This window comes from Qipengyuania sp. SS22, from assembly GCF_025736935.1.
Classification (GTDB): Bacteria; Pseudomonadota; Alphaproteobacteria; order Sphingomonadales; family Sphingomonadaceae; genus Qipengyuania.
The window spans coordinates 887,927-903,863 of record NZ_CP107048.1 but is presented as its reverse complement, the minus strand read 5'-3'; the positions used below and the strand labels follow the sequence as shown (position 1 = coordinate 903,863).

General features: G+C 64.4%; 16 protein-coding genes. 7 read left to right on the top strand and 9 right to left on the bottom strand.

Going from position 1 to position 15,937, the window contains the following annotated elements; all coding sequences use genetic code 11:
• The first annotated feature begins 45 nt into the window (after nucleotides 1–45).
• Complete coding sequence (locus tag N6L26_RS04425) at nucleotides 46–2,358, top strand: patatin-like protein (RefSeq protein ID WP_263606824.1); 2,313 nt, start codon at nucleotides 46–48, stop codon at nucleotides 2,356–2,358.
• On the opposite strand, the gene N6L26_RS04420 is transcribed toward N6L26_RS04425, so the two are convergent.
• The 3 genes from N6L26_RS04420 to dnaK all read right to left on the bottom strand — a co-directional run bounded on the left by N6L26_RS04420 (nucleotide 2,355) and on the right by dnaK (nucleotide 6,134).
• Nucleotides 2,355–2,978 (bottom strand): DUF6445 family protein, encoded by a 624-nt coding sequence (locus N6L26_RS04420; protein ID WP_263606823.1) that lies wholly within the window; start codon nucleotides 2,976–2,978, stop codon nucleotides 2,355–2,357. The genes N6L26_RS04425 and N6L26_RS04420 overlap by 4 nt on opposite strands.
• 37 nt (nucleotides 2,979–3,015) lie before the next feature.
• A complete protein-coding gene (dnaJ, locus tag N6L26_RS04415; protein WP_263606822.1) occupies nucleotides 3,016–4,137 on the bottom strand; it encodes a molecular chaperone DnaJ in 1,122 nt (373 codons plus the stop codon).
• Between the two features lie 68 nt (nucleotides 4,138–4,205).
• Nucleotides 4,206–6,134 carry a molecular chaperone DnaK gene (dnaK, locus tag N6L26_RS04410; protein WP_263606821.1) on the bottom strand — a complete coding sequence of 643 codons (1,929 nt, stop codon included), beginning with the start codon at nucleotides 6,132–6,134 and terminating at the stop codon, nucleotides 4,206–4,208.
• A gap of 177 nt (nucleotides 6,135–6,311) precedes the next feature.
• Between dnaK and N6L26_RS04405 the strand changes: the two genes are divergently transcribed.
• A complete protein-coding gene (locus N6L26_RS04405; RefSeq protein ID WP_263606820.1) occupies nucleotides 6,312–6,791 on the top strand; it encodes a copper chaperone PCu(A)C in 480 nt (159 codons plus the stop codon).
• A gap of 17 nt (nucleotides 6,792–6,808) precedes the next feature.
• The gene (locus N6L26_RS04400) at nucleotides 6,809–7,327 is read left to right on the top strand and encodes a vgr related protein (RefSeq protein ID WP_263607252.1); all 519 of its coding nucleotides are present in this window, start codon (nucleotides 6,809–6,811) and stop codon (nucleotides 7,325–7,327) included.
• An 85-nt stretch (nucleotides 7,328–7,412) separates the two neighbouring features.
• Here the strand turns inward: N6L26_RS04400 and N6L26_RS04395 are convergent, their stop codons facing one another.
• Genes N6L26_RS04395 through hrcA form a run of 4 tightly spaced genes read right to left on the bottom strand, consistent with a single transcriptional unit; the run spans nucleotide 7,413 to nucleotide 11,193 of the window.
• Nucleotides 7,413–7,706 carry a YMGG-like glycine zipper-containing protein gene (locus N6L26_RS04395; RefSeq protein WP_050600536.1) on the bottom strand — a complete coding sequence of 98 codons (294 nt, stop codon included), beginning with the start codon at nucleotides 7,704–7,706 and terminating at the stop codon, nucleotides 7,413–7,415.
• Nucleotides 7,707–7,765: 59 nt separating this feature from the next.
• Entirely contained in the window at nucleotides 7,766–9,517 is a 1,752-nt protein-coding gene (locus N6L26_RS04390) for a DUF885 domain-containing protein (protein ID WP_263606819.1), read from the bottom strand.
• Between the two features lie 23 nt (nucleotides 9,518–9,540).
• Nucleotides 9,541–10,137 carry a nucleotide exchange factor GrpE gene (gene grpE / locus N6L26_RS04385; protein ID WP_263606818.1) on the bottom strand — a complete coding sequence of 199 codons (597 nt, stop codon included), beginning with the start codon at nucleotides 10,135–10,137 and terminating at the stop codon, nucleotides 9,541–9,543.
• A 12-nt stretch (nucleotides 10,138–10,149) separates the two neighbouring features.
• A complete protein-coding gene (gene hrcA, locus N6L26_RS04380) occupies nucleotides 10,150–11,193 on the bottom strand; it encodes a heat-inducible transcriptional repressor HrcA (protein ID WP_263606817.1) in 1,044 nt (347 codons plus the stop codon).
• A gap of 84 nt (nucleotides 11,194–11,277) precedes the next feature.
• Between hrcA and rph the strand changes: the two genes are divergently transcribed.
• Both rph and rdgB read left to right on the top strand, forming a co-directional pair.
• Complete coding sequence (gene rph, locus N6L26_RS04375) at nucleotides 11,278–11,994, top strand: ribonuclease PH (RefSeq protein ID WP_263606816.1); 717 nt, start codon at nucleotides 11,278–11,280, stop codon at nucleotides 11,992–11,994.
• Complete coding sequence (rdgB, locus tag N6L26_RS04370) at nucleotides 11,991–12,617, top strand: RdgB/HAM1 family non-canonical purine NTP pyrophosphatase (protein ID WP_263606815.1); 627 nt, start codon at nucleotides 11,991–11,993, stop codon at nucleotides 12,615–12,617. The genes rph and rdgB overlap by 4 nt, the downstream gene beginning before the upstream one ends.
• 4 nt (nucleotides 12,618–12,621) lie before the next feature.
• On the opposite strand, the gene N6L26_RS04365 is transcribed toward rdgB, so the two are convergent.
• Entirely contained in the window at nucleotides 12,622–13,218 is a 597-nt protein-coding gene (locus N6L26_RS04365; protein ID WP_263606814.1) for a CAP domain-containing protein, read from the bottom strand.
• Between the two features lie 47 nt (nucleotides 13,219–13,265).
• On the opposite strand from N6L26_RS04365, the gene hemW reads away from it, so the two are divergent.
• Together hemW and N6L26_RS04355 are read left to right on the top strand one after the other, a co-directional pair.
• Nucleotides 13,266–14,420: a radical SAM family heme chaperone HemW gene (gene hemW, locus N6L26_RS04360; protein ID WP_263606813.1), complete on the top strand. Its 1,155-nt coding sequence runs from the start codon at nucleotides 13,266–13,268 to the stop codon at nucleotides 14,418–14,420.
• Nucleotides 14,417–15,313 (top strand): tyrosine recombinase XerC, encoded by an 897-nt coding sequence (locus N6L26_RS04355; RefSeq protein WP_263606812.1) that lies wholly within the window; start codon nucleotides 14,417–14,419, stop codon nucleotides 15,311–15,313. The genes hemW and N6L26_RS04355 overlap by 4 nt, the downstream gene beginning before the upstream one ends.
• On the opposite strand, the gene N6L26_RS04350 is transcribed toward N6L26_RS04355, so the two are convergent.
• Nucleotides 15,310–15,915, bottom strand: coding sequence for a DedA family protein (locus N6L26_RS04350; RefSeq protein ID WP_263606811.1), 606 nt, complete (start codon nucleotides 15,913–15,915; stop codon nucleotides 15,310–15,312). The genes N6L26_RS04355 and N6L26_RS04350 overlap by 4 nt on opposite strands.
• Nucleotides 15,916–15,937: the final 22 nt, after the last annotated feature.

Here is a 15,937-nt window from a genome sequence, read left to right as displayed (position 1 = left end):
CGAACGCAATTGCCTTTGTCGGTTTATCCCGTCATGAGGACGGCGATGCGTCAAAAGGAATTGCGGATAGCGCTGGTCTGCTACGGCGGGGTGAGCTTGGCCATCTATATGCATGGCGTGACGCGCGAGCTGTGGCAGCTTGCCCGCGCCAGTCGTGATTTCCACGCTAACGGGCCCGCTCGCAGCGGTGTGGAAGCGGTCTATCGCGCGCTGCTCGAACGGATTGCCGACGAACATGACCTGCGCTTGCGCGTGCTGCCCGATATCATGAGCGGGGCGAGCGCGGGCGGGATCAACGCCGTGTTCCTCGCGCAGGCGGTCCATTCGGGCCAGTCGCTCGAACCGCTGACCGACCTGTGGCTCGAACTGGCCGATGTCGACGAACTGGTCGACCCGGCGGCGCGGCTCAAATGGCGGTTTTCGAAGATGTGGGCACAGCCCTTTGCCACCTGGCTGCTCAGCCGACCCGGCAGCAATCTGGCCGATGCGGTGGCCCCCGAAACGCAGGCCGAGGTCGAGCGCAAGGTTTCGCACCTGATTCGCGGCCGGTGGTTTGAACCGCCGTTCTCGGGGCTCGGCTTCTCGCGCATGCTCGAACGCGCCTTTTCGGCCATGGCGGCCAGTCCGGTGGAAGCGCCGCTGCTGCCGCCCGGTCATCCGCTCGACCTTTATGTTACCGCGACCGATTTCCATGGCTATCTCGAACTGCTGCGGCTGCACAGCCCGCCGGTGGTCGAGGATACCGAGCACCGGATGCCGATCTCCTTCCGGACGCGCACGCCGATGGCCGGCGGAATCGATATCGCCAATCCGCTCGAGCTGGTGTTCGCCGCCCGCGCAACAGCCAGCTTCCCGGGCGCCTTCCCGCCGCTGCGGATCGAGGAAATTGACCAATTGTCCGACCTCACCGAGCGCAGGTGGCCGGAACGGGAAGCGTTTCTCGAACGGATCATGCCGGTCCATGTTGCGCGGGAAACAATTGATAACGTGTCGCTTATCGACGGGTCGGTGCTGGTCAACAAGCCTTTCGCCGGGGCCATCGCCGCCTTGCAGGAACGCCCCGCGCAACGCGAAGTCGACCGCCGTTTCCTCTATGTCGATCCGCGCCCCGACCGCTATGGCGACGATGCGAGCAAGCGCGAACCGGTCGGCTTCTTCTCCGCGATCTTCGGGTCGCTTTCTACGCTGCCGCGCGAACAGCCGATCCGCGACAATCTGGAACAGCTCGAAGAACAAAGCCGCGAGGCGGAACGGCTCAGTCGCATGGTCTCTGCGCTGCGCCCCGAAGTTGATGTCGCGGTCGATCGCCTGTTCGGGCGTACCCTGTTTCTCGACCGGCCTACCCCGGCCCGGCTCAAGGCGTGGCGGCAAAAGGCACAGCAGGCCGCGGCAGAACGTGCTGGCTATGCCTTCCATGCGTACGCGCAGGCGAAGTTCACCGGCATCGTCAGCCGCCTCGCGCGGTTGGCGTTGGCCGCTGCGCCCAAGCTGGGGTTCGACGATCCCGCCCCGATCGAAGCGGTGCTGCGCGAGGAGTTGATCCGGCGCGGGCTGAACACGCTGGCGGCGCCCTCGGGCGGTGCATCGCCCGAAGCGATCGCCTTCTTCCGCGAACACGATATCGGCTTCCGCATCCGCCGGCTGCGACTGCTCGCGCGGCGGCTTGCGCGCGACTGGGAGGCCGATCCCGACATTTCCGACGAAGCGCTCGAACAGGGGCGTGACACGGTTTACCAGGTTCTCGCGCTCTATTTCGAACGCGAAGGCGTTGCCGCTCTGGGCACGGATTTCGTGCCGGTGGCCGAGGGCGTGATGCGCGAGCCCGGAGCGCTGCTTGACATGATCGAGGCGAAGCGCCTGCTGCCCGGCCTCGACGATCGCGCCGAGGAAATGCTCGCCGCAGCGCTTGAGCAGATGCCCAAGAACCTGCGCCGCCGGATGCTGCTGAGCTATCTCGGCTTTCCGTTTTACGATGTCGCGACACTGCCGCTGCTGCGCAACGAGGGACTTACCGAATTCGACCCGGTCAAGGTCGATCGGATCAGCCCCGACGATGCGCGCAGCATCCGCGAAGGCGGAACGCCGGCCACGCTGCGCGGGGTCGAGTTCTACAATTTCGGTGCCTTCTTCAGCCGCGCCTATCGCGAGAACGATTATCTGTGGGGGCGCCTGCATGGGGCGGAGCGCATGATCGACCTGGTCTGCTCGACATTGGAGAAGCCCTTTTCCGCCGAGACCTGCCGCCACTTCAAGCGGGAGGCCTTCCACGCGATCCTCGACGAGGAGCAAATGGCGCAGCGGTGTACGCAGCGCCTGATCGACGAAATCCGCGCCGAGCTTGTCGAGCGGATGCCCTAGTCCTGGGCCCGGCCGAAGAAGAGCAACATCACCAGCCGCGCGCTTTCGGTATCGGCGCCGAAGCCAGGCGCGGAATTGTGGAACTGCCAGGGTGAAAAAAGCACGAGCCGGTTGAAGCGCATTGGAACGCGCATCACGCGCTCCCATTTGCCCGGTTGTGTAGTATCCTTGTTGACGACATCGCCGATCAGCGTGTCGAGATCGTCATATCCCGACGCTGCGAGTTCGGCGGCATTGGCGGGCACGCGTTCGAGACCGGTCCGTTTGTGGCGGAAGAAGTCGGTCCCGCCCGCCCCCGGCCTGGCGCAATCTTCGGGGCGCGAGAGGTAGAGGATGCCCGAATAGAATGCGGGATCGATATGCACCCCGCTGCGACCCTTGTCCGCTTTCAGCGTCATCCGGCAGTGGCCGTGCTCGGTGCTGTCCGCTCCCATGAGCGCGAGGCCGAGATGCCGCGAGACCGAGGCGTTGATGCCGTCCATCGGGAGTGCACTGGTTGAATCGCGGCCCGGATAATTTCCGCCCGTTCCCGGCTGTGCATAGTCGAGCGCCAGCGCAGCGCGGCGCGCAGCCCAAGGGTCGGACAGGAAATCGTCGATGATCGTCAGCGAAGGCAGCATGGATCGCGCTTATCGCCAGCGCGGCCCTACTTGGCAATCACCCGCCGATCACATCCTTGAGCTTGTTGAAGAAGCCGCGGCTTTCGGGACATTCGTCGCCGGTCTCCAGCTCGCGGAACTGTTCGAGCAGCGCGCGCTGTTCTTTGCTGAGCTTGGTCGGTGTTTCCACTGCGATCTCGACCACCAAATCACCGCGCCCGCGGCCTTGCAGCACGGGCATGCCCGCACCGCGATGGCGTAATTGCTTGCCCGACTGGATACCGGCCGGAATTTCGATCGTCACATCCTCGCCATCGAGGTTGGGAATATCGATCGACCCGCCAAGTGCAGCCGCAGTGAAGCTGATCGGTACGCGCGTGGCGAGCGTGGTGCCCTCGCGCTGGAAGATTTCATGCGGCTTCACATGGAGGAAAATATAGAGATCGCCCGGAGGCGCGCCGCGTGGTCCGGCCTCGCCTTTGCCCGACAAACGGATGCGGGTCCCGGTATCGACACCGGGTGGGATTTCCACTTCGAGCGACTGGACCTTGTCGACGCGGCCCTCGCCACGACAATCGCGACAGGGCGAGCTGATGACCTGGCCGCTGCCGTGGCAATTGGGGCACGGGCGTTCGACGACGAAGAACCCCTGCTTGGCGCGGACATGGCCGCTCCCGTGGCACAAATTGCAGGTGCGCGCTTGCGTTCCGGGCGTTGCCCCGGTGCCGTGACAGGTTTCGCAATTCTGCGAGACTTCAATCTCGATTTCGGTCGATTTGCCGTGGAAGGCTTCCTCGAGGTCGATCTGCATATCGTAGCGCAGATCGGCACCGCGGCGCGGACGTGCGCGCCCACCGCCGCCGCCAAAGGCGCTGCCGAAGATGGTTTCGAAAATGTCCCCGATATCGCCGAAATCGGCGCCGGGGTGGCCGCCACCGGGTCCGCCCTGCTGGAAGGCGGCATGGCCGAAGCGGTCGTAGGCAGCGCGCTTCTGCGGGTCCTTGAGCACTTCATAGGCGGCACTGAGCGCCTTGAACTTGCCTTCGCTCTCGGTGCAGCCAGGGTTGCGATCGGGGTGATGCTTCATCGCGAGCTTGCGATAGGCCGACTTGATCGTCGCCCCGTCGGCATCGCGGCTCACTCCGAGCAATTCGTATAATTCGGTTTCGGTAGTCGACATGGCTTCCCAATGACTAATCGCCACCGGTGCGCCGGGGCACCGGTGGCGACTGGTTTTTCATCGTCCGATCAGTTCTTCGCGTCTTCGTCGACTTCGGAGAATTCGGCGTCGACCACGTCGTCCTCGGCCGCGCTATCCGCTGCCTCGGCATCTCCGGCAGGCGCGTCGGCGGCATTCGCCTGCTCCTGCTCGTAGATCGACTGGCCCATCTTCATCGCGCTTTGCGACAGATCCTGGGCCTTGGCGTTGATGTCGGCAGCGTCATCGCCTTCGAGCGCGGTCTTGAGCGCGCCGACCTTCTCTTCGACTTCGCTCTTCAGCGAAGCGTCGATCTTGTCGCCATGCTCTTCGAGCTGCTTCTCGGTGGCGTGGACGAGGCTGTCGGCCTGGTTGCGGGCCTCGGCGCCTTCGCGGCGCTTCTTGTCCTCGTCGGCGAACTTCTCGGCATCCTGGACCATCTGGTCGATGTCGTCATCGGACAGGCCGCCCGATGCCTGGATGCGGATCTGCTGTTCCTTGCCGGTGCCCTTGTCCTTGGCACTGACGTTGACGATGCCGTTGGCGTCGATGTCAAAGGTGACCTCGATCTGCGGCACGCCGCGCGGGGCAGCCGGGATACCGACCAGGTCGAACTGGCCGAGCATCTTGTTGTCCGCGGCCATTTCGCGTTCGCCCTGGAAAACCCGGATCGTCACCGCGTTCTGATTGTCCTCGGCGGTCGAATAGGTCTGCGTCTTCTTGGTCGGGATCGTCGTGTTGCGATCGATCATCTTGGTCATGATGCCGCCCAGCGTTTCGATCCCCAGCGACAGCGGGGTCACGTCAAGCAGCAGCACGTCCTTGACGTCGCCCTGCAGCACGCCGGCCTGGATTGCGGCACCCATGGCAACGACTTCATCGGGGTTCACGCCGGTGTGCGGCTTCGAACCGAAGAATTCTTCGACGACTTCGCGCACCTTGGGCATGCGGGTCATGCCGCCGACGAGGATCACTTCGTCGATCTCGTCCTTCGAGACACCGGCATCGCTCAGCGCCTTCTTGCACGGTTCGAGCGTGCGCTTGATCAGATCGCCGACAAGCTGTTCGAGCTTCGAGCGGCTGAGCGTTTCGACCAGGTGCAGCGGGGTCGAGCTGCCGCCTTCCATACGCGCGGTGATGAAGGGCAGGTTGACTTCGGTCGAGGCCGAGCTCGACAGTTCGATCTTGGCCTTTTCGGCGGCTTCCTTGAGGCGCTGCAGCGCGAGCTTGTCGGTCCGGAGATCCATGTTCTCCTTCTTCTTGAACTCGTCCGCGAGATATTCGACGATCGTGCTGTCGAAATCTTCGCCGCCCAGGAAGGTGTCGCCATTGGTCGACTTCACTTCGAACACGCCGTCACCGATTTCGAGGACCGAAACGTCGAAGGTACCGCCGCCAAGGTCGTAAACGGCGATGGTCTTGCCGTCTTCCTTGTCCATGCCATAGGCCAGCGCCGCGGCGGTCGGTTCGTTGATGATACGCAGCACTTCGAGACCCGCGATCTGGCCGGCGTCCTTGGTCGCCTGGCGCTGCGCGTCGTTGAAATATGCGGGAACGGTAATGACCGCCTGGGTGACGGTTTCGCCAAGATAGCTTTCGGCGGTTTCCTTCATCTTCTGCAGGATGAAGGCCGACACCTGGCTGGGCGAATAGTCTTCGCCGCCGGCTTCGACCCACGCATCGCCATTCTTGCCCTTGACGATGTCGTAGGGAACCAGGCCCATGTCCTTCTTGGTCAGCGGGTCGTCGAACCGGCGACCGATCAGGCGTTTGATCGCGAACAGCGTGTTGTCCGGATTGGTGACTGCCTGGCGCTTGGCCGGCTGACCGATCAGACGTTCGCTGTCCTTGGTGAAGGCGACGATCGAGGGTGTGGTCCGCGCGCCTTCCGAATTCTCAATGACCTTGGGCTTGCCGCCGTCCATCAAGGCGACACAGCTGTTGGTGGTGCCGAGGTCGATACCGATAACTTTGCTCATGGTTTCCCCATCTGTTTCAAGTCGTTGGACACCGCACTTTGGGTTCCCCAAAGCTGGCGGAACCGGTTGGCGGCTCTATCCGGTGGTGTGTTACCCGCGTGATATAGGTGCGGTTTTTCTTGGCACAAGGGAGAGCGCGCGCTAGTTTTTGCGCAGGACCAAGAGGGGATCAAATCCATGAAATTCACGCATTTCGCGCCAGCAGCACTGGCATTGGCTACGGTTACACTGGCAAGCTGTTCGGGCGGCGCCGACGAAGCGGCGGCACCCGCGGTCGACGAGATCGCACTGGAACTGAGCGACGCGCGGCTGATGCTGCCGGCGGTGTCGGGCAATCCGGGCGCGATCTATTTCACCGTCGCCAATACGGGCGAGCGCAATTATGCGATCCGCCGCGCCGATGTCGAAGGCGCCGGCCGTGCAGAACTGCACGCGTCGATGCAGATGGATGGCGAGATGATGATGGACAGCGTCGGCCAGGTGCTGGTGAATGCGGGCGATGAAGAGACCTTCGAGCCCGGCGGCTACCACGTCATGGTGTTCGATCTCGATCCGGCAATCGCGGCGGGCGACACAACCGAGATGACGCTGACCGTGGTTGGCGGCAAGCAGAAGAGCTTCCCGGTGGAAATCCGCGGCGCGGGTGACGAACGCTGAGTGATGCGCGCGACAGGCTGGGGGTCGCAGCCCATGACGAAGCGGTCGCGCCATCCTGCCCCGCGGGAGGGGAACGTCCGCTGACGGCGGGCGAGATCGCCCTCGCTCGCTCGGTTTTCGGGCACGCGATCGATTATGCCAAGGTGACGATCCGGCGGCGGAAGTGGTTTCCCTTCCAGCCCCGCCGGATCACCATGGCCCCGCGCGGACATCTGCATTTCCACCCTCGCGGCGACGCCTATTGCGAAGATTTCTCCACCACGCATGTGCTGCGCCAGGGGTTGCTGATCCACGAATTGGTGCATGTCTGGCAAGTCCAAACAAAGGGCGACTGGTACCTGCTCACCCGGCGGATGCCATGGGCGCGCTATGATTATGCGCTCAAGCCGGGCTGGCAGCTCGAACGCTATGGTATCGAGCAGCAGGCCGAGATCGTGAAGCACGCCTTTTGGCTGCGTAATGGCGTGAGGGTCGCGGGCGTTGCGGATGCGTCGGCCTACGAATTGCTCGTGCGATTTCCGGGCGCCGGGCGCTAGGCCCTGCGGGCACCCAATACGAAAAGGGCCGCCCCATGCGGGACGGCCCTTATTCGTTCGGTCAGATGTTCATCCAGTCAGGCGGTCAGCGCCAGTAGCGGGCATAGCGATCGTCATCGCGGCAGTCGTCGTCGACATAGCGGCCATCGCCGTAATAGCCGTCGCAATCGTCGTCCTTGTCGCTGACATAACCGATCACACCGCCGATCGCGGCACCGGCTAGCGCATAGGTTTCGAGGTCTTCGCCCAGCAATGCGCTCAGCCCGGCACCGGCAGCGGCGCCGGCAGCTGCGCCCTCGACCGCGTAATTCTGCGCGCAGGCGCCCAGACCGAGGCTCGAGGCGAGTAGCGCGGGTGCGAGTAACAGCTTGGTGTTCATGGTATCTCTCCGTTTGCGTCCCTGTAGGATCACATACGGACGAGCGGCCTCGCCGTTCCTCAGTCGTAGGTCACTCCCGGAAGACCCTGCCCGCCATCAGCAATAAAGGCGTCGATCCGCGCCTCGAGCGCCGGCAGCGGCACCGAACCGAGCGCAAGAACGACATCGTGGAACTTGCGGATGTCGAAGTCTTCATCGAGTTCCTTTTCGGCCTTTGCGCGGACGCGGCGGATGGTCATCTCGCCGAGCTTGTAGGCCAGCGCCTGGCCCGGCCAGCTTATATAGCGATCGATCTCGGTACCGACCTCGCGGTCCGACAGGGCGGTATGGCTCGACAGGTAAGCGACCGCCTGTTCGCGGCTCCAGCCATATTGGTGGATGCCGGTGTCGATCACCAACCGCGCCGCGCGCCACATCTCGTAGGACAGCCGCCCGAACTTTTCATAGGGCGTGCGGTAGATGCCCATCTCTTCGCCGAGATATTCGACATAGAGCCCCCACCCCTCGCCGAAGCCGGAGAAGTAGGTCTGGCGGCGGAACCGCGGAGCTTCCTCCTGCTCCAGCGCCACCGCTCCCTGGAAACTGTGTCCGGGCGCGCATTCGTGCAGCGTCAGCGCGGGGATGTTGTAGAGCGGCCGCGACGGCAGATCGTAAGTGTTCATCTGGCACGCATCGAGCCCGCCGCGCCCTGCAGTGTAGAACGGCGCGATCGCCGGATCGACCGGGCGGATGGTGAAGCGGTGGCGCGGCAGGAAGCCGAAATAATCGGCAAGTTTTCCATCGACGCGCTTGGCGACATAGGAGCTGACTCCCATCAGCTCATCGCCGCTGCGCGCCACGAATTGCGGATCGGTGCGCAGGAAGGTGACGAATTCGGCGAGCGTGCCGTCGAAGGCTGCCTCGTCTTTCACCTGCTCCATTTCGGCAGTGATCCGCGCGACTTCGTCGAGGCCGATCCGGTGGATCTGCTCGGCGGTAAGGTCCAGCGTCGTATATTGGCGGATCTGCTGCGCATAATAGGCAGCGCCATCGGGGAACTCGCTCGCGCCAAGGGTCGTGCGCGTGTTGGGCAGATATTCCTCGCGGAAGAAGGCGAGCCATTGGGCATAGGCGGGCGTTACCTGCTCCGCGATCGCCCTGCGCCCGGCTTCGCGCAGCCGCTCCTGCTCGTCCGCGGGAATGCTGCGCGGCATGTCGGCGAAAGGCGTCCAGAAGGGGCTCTGCTCGGGATCGTCGACGACATAGGATGCGATCGACACATCGCGTCCTTCCAGCGTCACCCGCGGAACCGAGAACCCGCGCGCCAGACCGGCCCGCGCATTGGCGGTCTGCTCGGCGAAATAACGCGGGATATCGCGCATCCGGCCAATGTAGTTGTGATATTCTTCGGCCGTGGTGAAGCCGCCGCGCGGGGTCAGGTAGGACCAGAAATTGCTGTCGCTGTCGAAGGGCATTTCCCATTCGGCAAAGCGCGCATCGCCGATTTCGGCCTCGAGCAAAGTGCGCAGCACTAGCGCGTTGGTCCGCCCCTTGGCCCCTAGCGCGGACCGATCGATCGCCTCCAGTTCTGCAAGGTACGCCGCATATCGTGCCGCGCGGGCGCGCTGCGCTTCAGGCGTGACCGACCACAGGCTGGCACCGCGCTCGGTGCTGCCATTGGCGCTTTCGGTCAGCCCGTATTGCTCGAGCTGATAATCGTAATAGCTATCCGCGACCGCCGCGAGGCGATCGTCGGCGCTATCCTGCGCCGCCAGCGGAACCGAAAGGGCGGTTGCGACGAGAACCGCCGCTCCGTGAATGGCAGTCCTCATCGTGTCTCCCCGTGGCCGAACGATCAGTCCGGCTTTTTCGCCACGCCGACCATGGCCGGGCGCAACAGGCGGTCCTTGATCATGTAGCCGGCCTGCATTTCCTGCACGATGGTGCCCGGTTCGACTTCGTCGCTGGGGACTTCCATCATCGCCTGGTGCTGGTTGGGATCGAGCGGCATGCCCTTGGCGGCAATGCGCGTGATGCCATTGCCGGCGAACACCTTCTCCAGCTCGCGCTGGGTGGCTTCGATGCCCGAAATGAAGTTCTTGGCCTTTTCGTGCTCACGCAATTCGTCGGGCACATGGTCGAGTGCGCGCGCCAGATTGTCCGCGACGCTGAGGATATCGCGCGCGAAATTGGTCGCGGCGTAATTGCGCGCGTCCTGCACGTCCTTTTCCAGGCGGCGACGCACGTTCTGCGTCTCTGCGCGCGCGTAGAGCACGTCCTGCATTGCGGTTTCGAGATCGCCCTTGAGCTTGCCAAGCGCGTCGTCGAGCGAGCTTTCGTCGCTATCGTCGTCGCCATCGCCGCGCAGGTGCTCGGGGACGCCTTCCATCTCGCGCGCTACTTCTTCGTCGACCGCTTGCGCCTGCGGTTCGTTCTTGTTTTCGTCGGTCACGTAATAACCCTGTCAGCCTATGCGTTTGCCCAAGGATCGGGCGGTGAAATCAACCATGGGGACGACCCGCGCGTAATTCAACCGAGTCGGGCCGATCACCCCCAGTACGCCGACCACCCTGCCCTCGCGATCGCGATAGGGCGAGGCGATGACCGACGAACCCGAGAGCGAGAACAGCCGGTTCTCCGCGCCAATGAATATCCGCATGGCTTCGGCGCGGCGGGCACGCTCGAGCAGGCTGGCGACCGACTGCTTGCTTTCGAGATCGTCGAGCAGCGACCGCACGCGTTCGATATCGCCCAGTGCGGCTTCGTCAAGCAGGTTGGCCTGCCCGCGGACGATCATGACCGGGCGCTTGGCCGCATCCTCGCTCCATGTCGCGAGCCCGCGCCGCACCAGATCGCTGCTGGCCTCATCGAGCGCGGACTTCCCGCTGGCGATCTCCGCTTCGACCGTGCCGGCCGCTTCGGCCAGGGTGCGACCGGAACTGCGTGCGGTGAGGTAATTGCTGGCTTGTTCGAGCGAGGTACCGAGCGCTTCTGCGGGGAGCGTGATGATGCGGTTTTCTATCTGGCCATCTTCCCCGACCAGCACTGCCAGCACGCGGTGCGTATCGAGTGCGGTCAGCGACACTTGCGCGAGGCGGGGTTCGCGCGTCGGGACCATGACCATGCCCGCCGCTCCCGAAAGGTCGGACAGCAGCGCGCTGGTTTCCTCGAGCGCGCGTTCGATCGGTCCGGGTTCGCCCAGCCTCTGCTCGATCGCGTCGCGTTCCTCGCGCGTCGGTTCGGCCACCTGCATCATCGCATCGACGAACAGCCGCAAGCCGGTATCGGTCGGCATCCGACCCGCGCTGGTATGCGGCGCCGCCAGCAGCCCGCGTGCCTCAAGATCGGCCAGCACGTTGCGGATCGAAGCGGGGGAAAGATTGACCTGCCCGCCGCCCGCCAGCGCCTTCGATCCCACCGGCGAGCCACTGTCGAGATAGCCTTCCACCACGAGGCGGAAGATCTCGCGGGCGCGGTCGGACAGATCGTTGAGCGGCGGGGAATTCATCCTCCCTATCTAACCACTCCCCTTGCGGCCTCAAGGGGCTTGCGCCACAGGCACTCGCGAGATTCGACTGCAATGGAGAACCCCATGCGACCTTCCGGCCGGGCGTCCGATGAAATGCGCGCCATCACTATCGAAACAGGTTACACCAAGCACGCCGAAGGCAGCTGCCTGATCAGCTTCGGCGAAACCCGCGTGCTGTGCACCGCCAGCGTCGAAGAACGCATCCCGCCGTGGCTGCGCGGCAAGGGCGAAGGCTGGGTCACCGGCGAATATTCGATGCTCCCGCGCGCCACGCACACCCGTGGCCAGCGCGAGGCCGCCAAGGGCAAGCAGAGCGGGCGAACGCAGGAAATCCAGCGACTTATCGGGCGAAGCTTGCGTGCGGTGGTCGATCACAAGAAGCTGGGCGAGCGGCAGATCACGCTCGACTGCGATGTGATCCAGGCCGATGGCGGCACGCGCACGGCCGCGATTTCGGGGGCTTGGGTGGCGCTTCGTCTCGCAGTCGACGCGCTGCTCAAGTCGGGCGACATCACGCAGGACCCGATCACTGCGAAAGTGGCGGCGGTTTCCTGCGGGGTCTACAAGGGCACGCCCGTGCTCGACCTCGACTATCCCGAGGACAGCAATGCCGATGCCGATGCCAATTTCGTCCTGATCGAAGGCGGCAAGATCGCCGAGGCGCAGGCCACTGCCGAAGGCGCACCGTATGACGAGGAAGCGTTCCTTCGCCTGCTGCGGCTCGCCCAGATGGGCTGCGCGCAGATCTTCAAGGCGCAGGACGAGGCCACCCGCAAATGACCCGTCGGCTCGGTTCGGGCTCGCTCGTGATTGCCACGCATAATGCGGGCAAGCTCAAAGAGATTTCCGCCCTGCTCGAGCCGCATGGAATGAAATGCATCTCGGCCGGTTCGCTGGGGCTCCCCGAACCGGCCGAAACGGGGACCACCTTTGTCCAGAATGCGCTGATCAAGGCGCGGGCTGCGGCGGAGGCGTCGGGCATCGTCGCGCTGGCTGACGATAGCGGTCTGTCGGTCGATGCACTCGACGGGCGGCCGGGCGTGTACACCGCCGACTGGGCCGAACGACAGTGGTTCGAAGGCGATCCGGGCCGCGACTGGTACATGGCGATGGGCAAGGTCGAAGGGCTGTTGCAGGAACGGGGCAAGGATGTGGACCGGTCCTGTGCGTTCCACTGTGTGCTGGCGCTGGCATGGCCCGATGGCGAACACGCGGTCTATGAAGGCATCGCGGCGGGTGCCCTCACCTGGCCCCCACGCGGTAAACTGGGTTTCGGTTATGACCCGGTGTTCGTCCCGCAAGGCAGCGAACAGACCTTCGCCGAAATCGATCCGGCGGAAAAACACGCGATCAGCCACCGGGCCGATGCGTTTTCCAAGCTGGTCGCCGAACAGTTCGGCTAGAAGTTCAGTAGGCTTTCTGGCCCCAGACATTCCCGGCGGGCCAATAGCGGCAGACCAGCACGTCATTGCCTGCTGCGGTGGCAACCGCGCAGCCCACTTCCTGCGTGTCGCGCCAGACCACCTGCGAGTAATGCCCGACGTCGGCCCAGTTCCCCGTTTTCGAGATGTCGGGGAAGTGTGCGTGGCGGTAATGCTTCTTCTCTTCGATGAACATGCCGACCATCGTTTCGACCGGCCAATGTCCAGCGGTGCCCATCCAGAGGTTCTCGCCCGTCTGGTTGCGGCCCTTCTGGCTGGCGTGCTGGAGCATGCCCGTGCGCGAAAGGTGACGCGCCCAGTCCTGCGCCTCGCGTTCGAGATGGGTGTTCCACTTGAGCGGCTTGAGACGCAGACGCAGGCGCTCGTCATTATGCGTGCGCAAGATGCGCGCGGCCAGATGAACGTCGGAAGTGCCGCGACCGTGGATCGAACGCGATGCGGGTACGGTCTTGGCCGAGGAACGCCACGGCGACGATCCGCTTGCGGCCACGGCAGTCCCCGTGGCAGAGAGTATAGCTACCGCGCCTATCAACGGCGCGATCCAGTTCTTCGGCCCATTCATGGGTCCGGCTCTTCAGCCGATATAGTTAAGAATGATTGAAGGCACTTTTGGCCCGCGCACTCTACATCCATTGGCCCTATTGCATCGCCAAATGCCCCTATTGCGATTTCAACAGCCACGTCCGCAAAACCGCCGATATGGCGGAATGGAAATCGGCGCTGCTGGCGGATATGCGGCACGAATTTGCTGAAGCCGGGCCTCAGGAACCGCTTGCAAGTGTCTTTTTTGGCGGGGGAACTCCGTCTCTGATGCCGCCCTCGCTGGTGGCGGACCTGCTATTGGAGGCGGAGCGGCTGTGGGGTTTCGATCCGGCGATCGAGATCACGCTGGAAGCCAATCCGAGCAGCGTCGAAGCCGCGAAATTCGCCGATCTGGCGATGGTCGGGGTCAACCGCGTGTCGCTCGGCGTGCAAAGTCTGCGCGATGAAGCGTTGCGTTTTCTCGGTCGGATGCACGGGGTCGAGGAGGCCCTGAAGGCGCTCGAGCTGGCACAGAGCCACTTTCAGCGCGTGTCGCTCGACCTGATCTATGCCCGGCCCGGCCAGAGCGCGGCGGATTGGCAGACCGAGCTGGGCGAGGCACTGGCGCTCGGCACCGATCACATGTCGCTTTACCAGCTGACCATCGAACCCGCGACGCGTTTCGCCACCGATGTCCGCCGCGGGATGTTCGAGCCGCTCGACGATGACAATGCCGCCGACCTTTTCGCGCTGACCCGCGACATGACCGTGGCCGCTGGCCTACCCGCCTACGAGATCAGCAACCATGCTCGCCCCGGCGAGGAAAGTCGGCACAATCTCACCTACTGGCGCTACCAGGACTATATCGGGATCGGCCCGGGCGCACATGGACGACGCGGCGATGTGGCCACGACCCGGCACCGCAAGCCCGAGAACTATATTGCCGCGGTGGCCGAGGCGGGTCACGGGATCGCCGAAGCACGCCCGCTCGGCCGGAGCGAACAGGTGAGCGAGGCGCTGCTGATGGGTCTGCGTCTGGCCGAGGGGGTCGATCTGGCCGCCCTTGCCCGCCGCTTCAATGTCCCGACTGCCGCTTTAATCGACCCTGCCAAGCTTGCGCTTTACCGCGACCTCGGTCTGGTCCGTACCGATGGGACATGGATCGGCGTCACACCGCAGGGGATGCCGCTGCTCGACGCGCTGCTGGGCGAGCTGGTCCAGGCCGACCTCGTCGCCTCATGAGCCGGGCGGAACTGCTCGAAGCGTGGCATGATCATCTGGCGCTCGGGCTCCGGCGTTCGCCCCATACGGTCCGCGCCTATGGCAAGGCGGCCGAGCGGCTGCTTACCGGACTGGACATGGCGGCGTGGGACGATGTTGCCGAGGTAACGACCGCCACGCTGCGCAGCCATCTGGCGTCACGCCGCACCGACGGCCTGTCGAACGCCTCGACCGCGCGCGAACTCTCCGCGCTCAAGGGGTTCATCGCCTTTGCGCGGACGCAGGCGGGGCACGCCATATCCGATCCCCCGCGCCTGCGCGGGCCGCGGATCAAGAAAGGTCTCCCGCGCCCGGTCACTCCCGATGATGCCATGGGACTGGCGGATACGGTGGAATCGCTTGCGAGCGACGACTGGATCGGCGCCCGCGACCGCGCGGTGCTGCTGCTGCTCTATGGCGCGGGTATGCGGATTGCCGAGGCGCTGTCGCTGACCGCATCCGCGCTGCCGCTAGGCGAACGGCTGACCGTGACCGGCAAGGGCGGCAAGCAGCGGGTCGTTCCCCTCCTCCCCATCGTCCGCGAAGCGGTGGCGGATTATGCCAAGCGCTGTCCCTGGCCCCTGCCCGCGCCCGAGCCGCTGTTTCGCGGCGCCAAGGGTGGACCGCTTGCGCAGGGCGTAGTCCAGCGCACCACCGCGCGGGCACGCAAGGCAATGGGCCTACCCGACAGCGCGACACCGCATGCGCTGCGGCACAGCTTCGCCACGCATTTGCTGGGCGCGGGTGCCGATCTGCGCAGCCTGCAGGAATTGCTTGGCCATGCCAGCCTCGGCTCGACGCAGATCTATACCAAGGTCGATGCGGCCAGCTTGCTCGAAACCTATCGCAACGCGCATCCGCGCGAGCGGGACTAACGTTCGGCGCGCGGTTTCCAGGTGACGACCCGCCACAAATAGCCGGCCAGCGTCAGCCCCAGCAAGCCAAGCGTAATCCAGCCAAGGACCTCCTGCGATTCGGCGAGCCACACCGCCAAGCGTCGGCCGCTTTCGACCAGCAACAGGTTCCAGATGAACGCTCCGGCGAAGGTGAAGCCGAGGAACCGCCATAGCCCCATGTGCGCCAGCCCTGCGGGGAGCGAGATCATGGTGCGAAAGACGGGGGTGAAGCGGAATACGAACACGACCCAGGGGCCGTGCCGCTGGAAGAACCCCTGCGCGCGCTGGACGTCTTCCCATTCCATCGTCAGCCACCGCGCCCAGCGATCGACGAATGGTTCGAGCCGGGTCCGGCCCCAGTGATCACCCAGCCAATACCAGACGCAATTACCCGCCGTCGAACCGATCGTGCCGACGATCATCAGCGGCCAGAAGTCGATTGTGCCGCGCGAAACCGCGACTCCGCCCAGCCCCATGATCACTTCGGACGGGATCGGCGGAAAGATGTTTTCCAGCGCCATCAGCAGGAAAATACCGATCAGGCCGCCTTGCTCGATCGCGCGGATAATGAGTTCGTGCATGGGACCCTAACCAGCGGCCCGG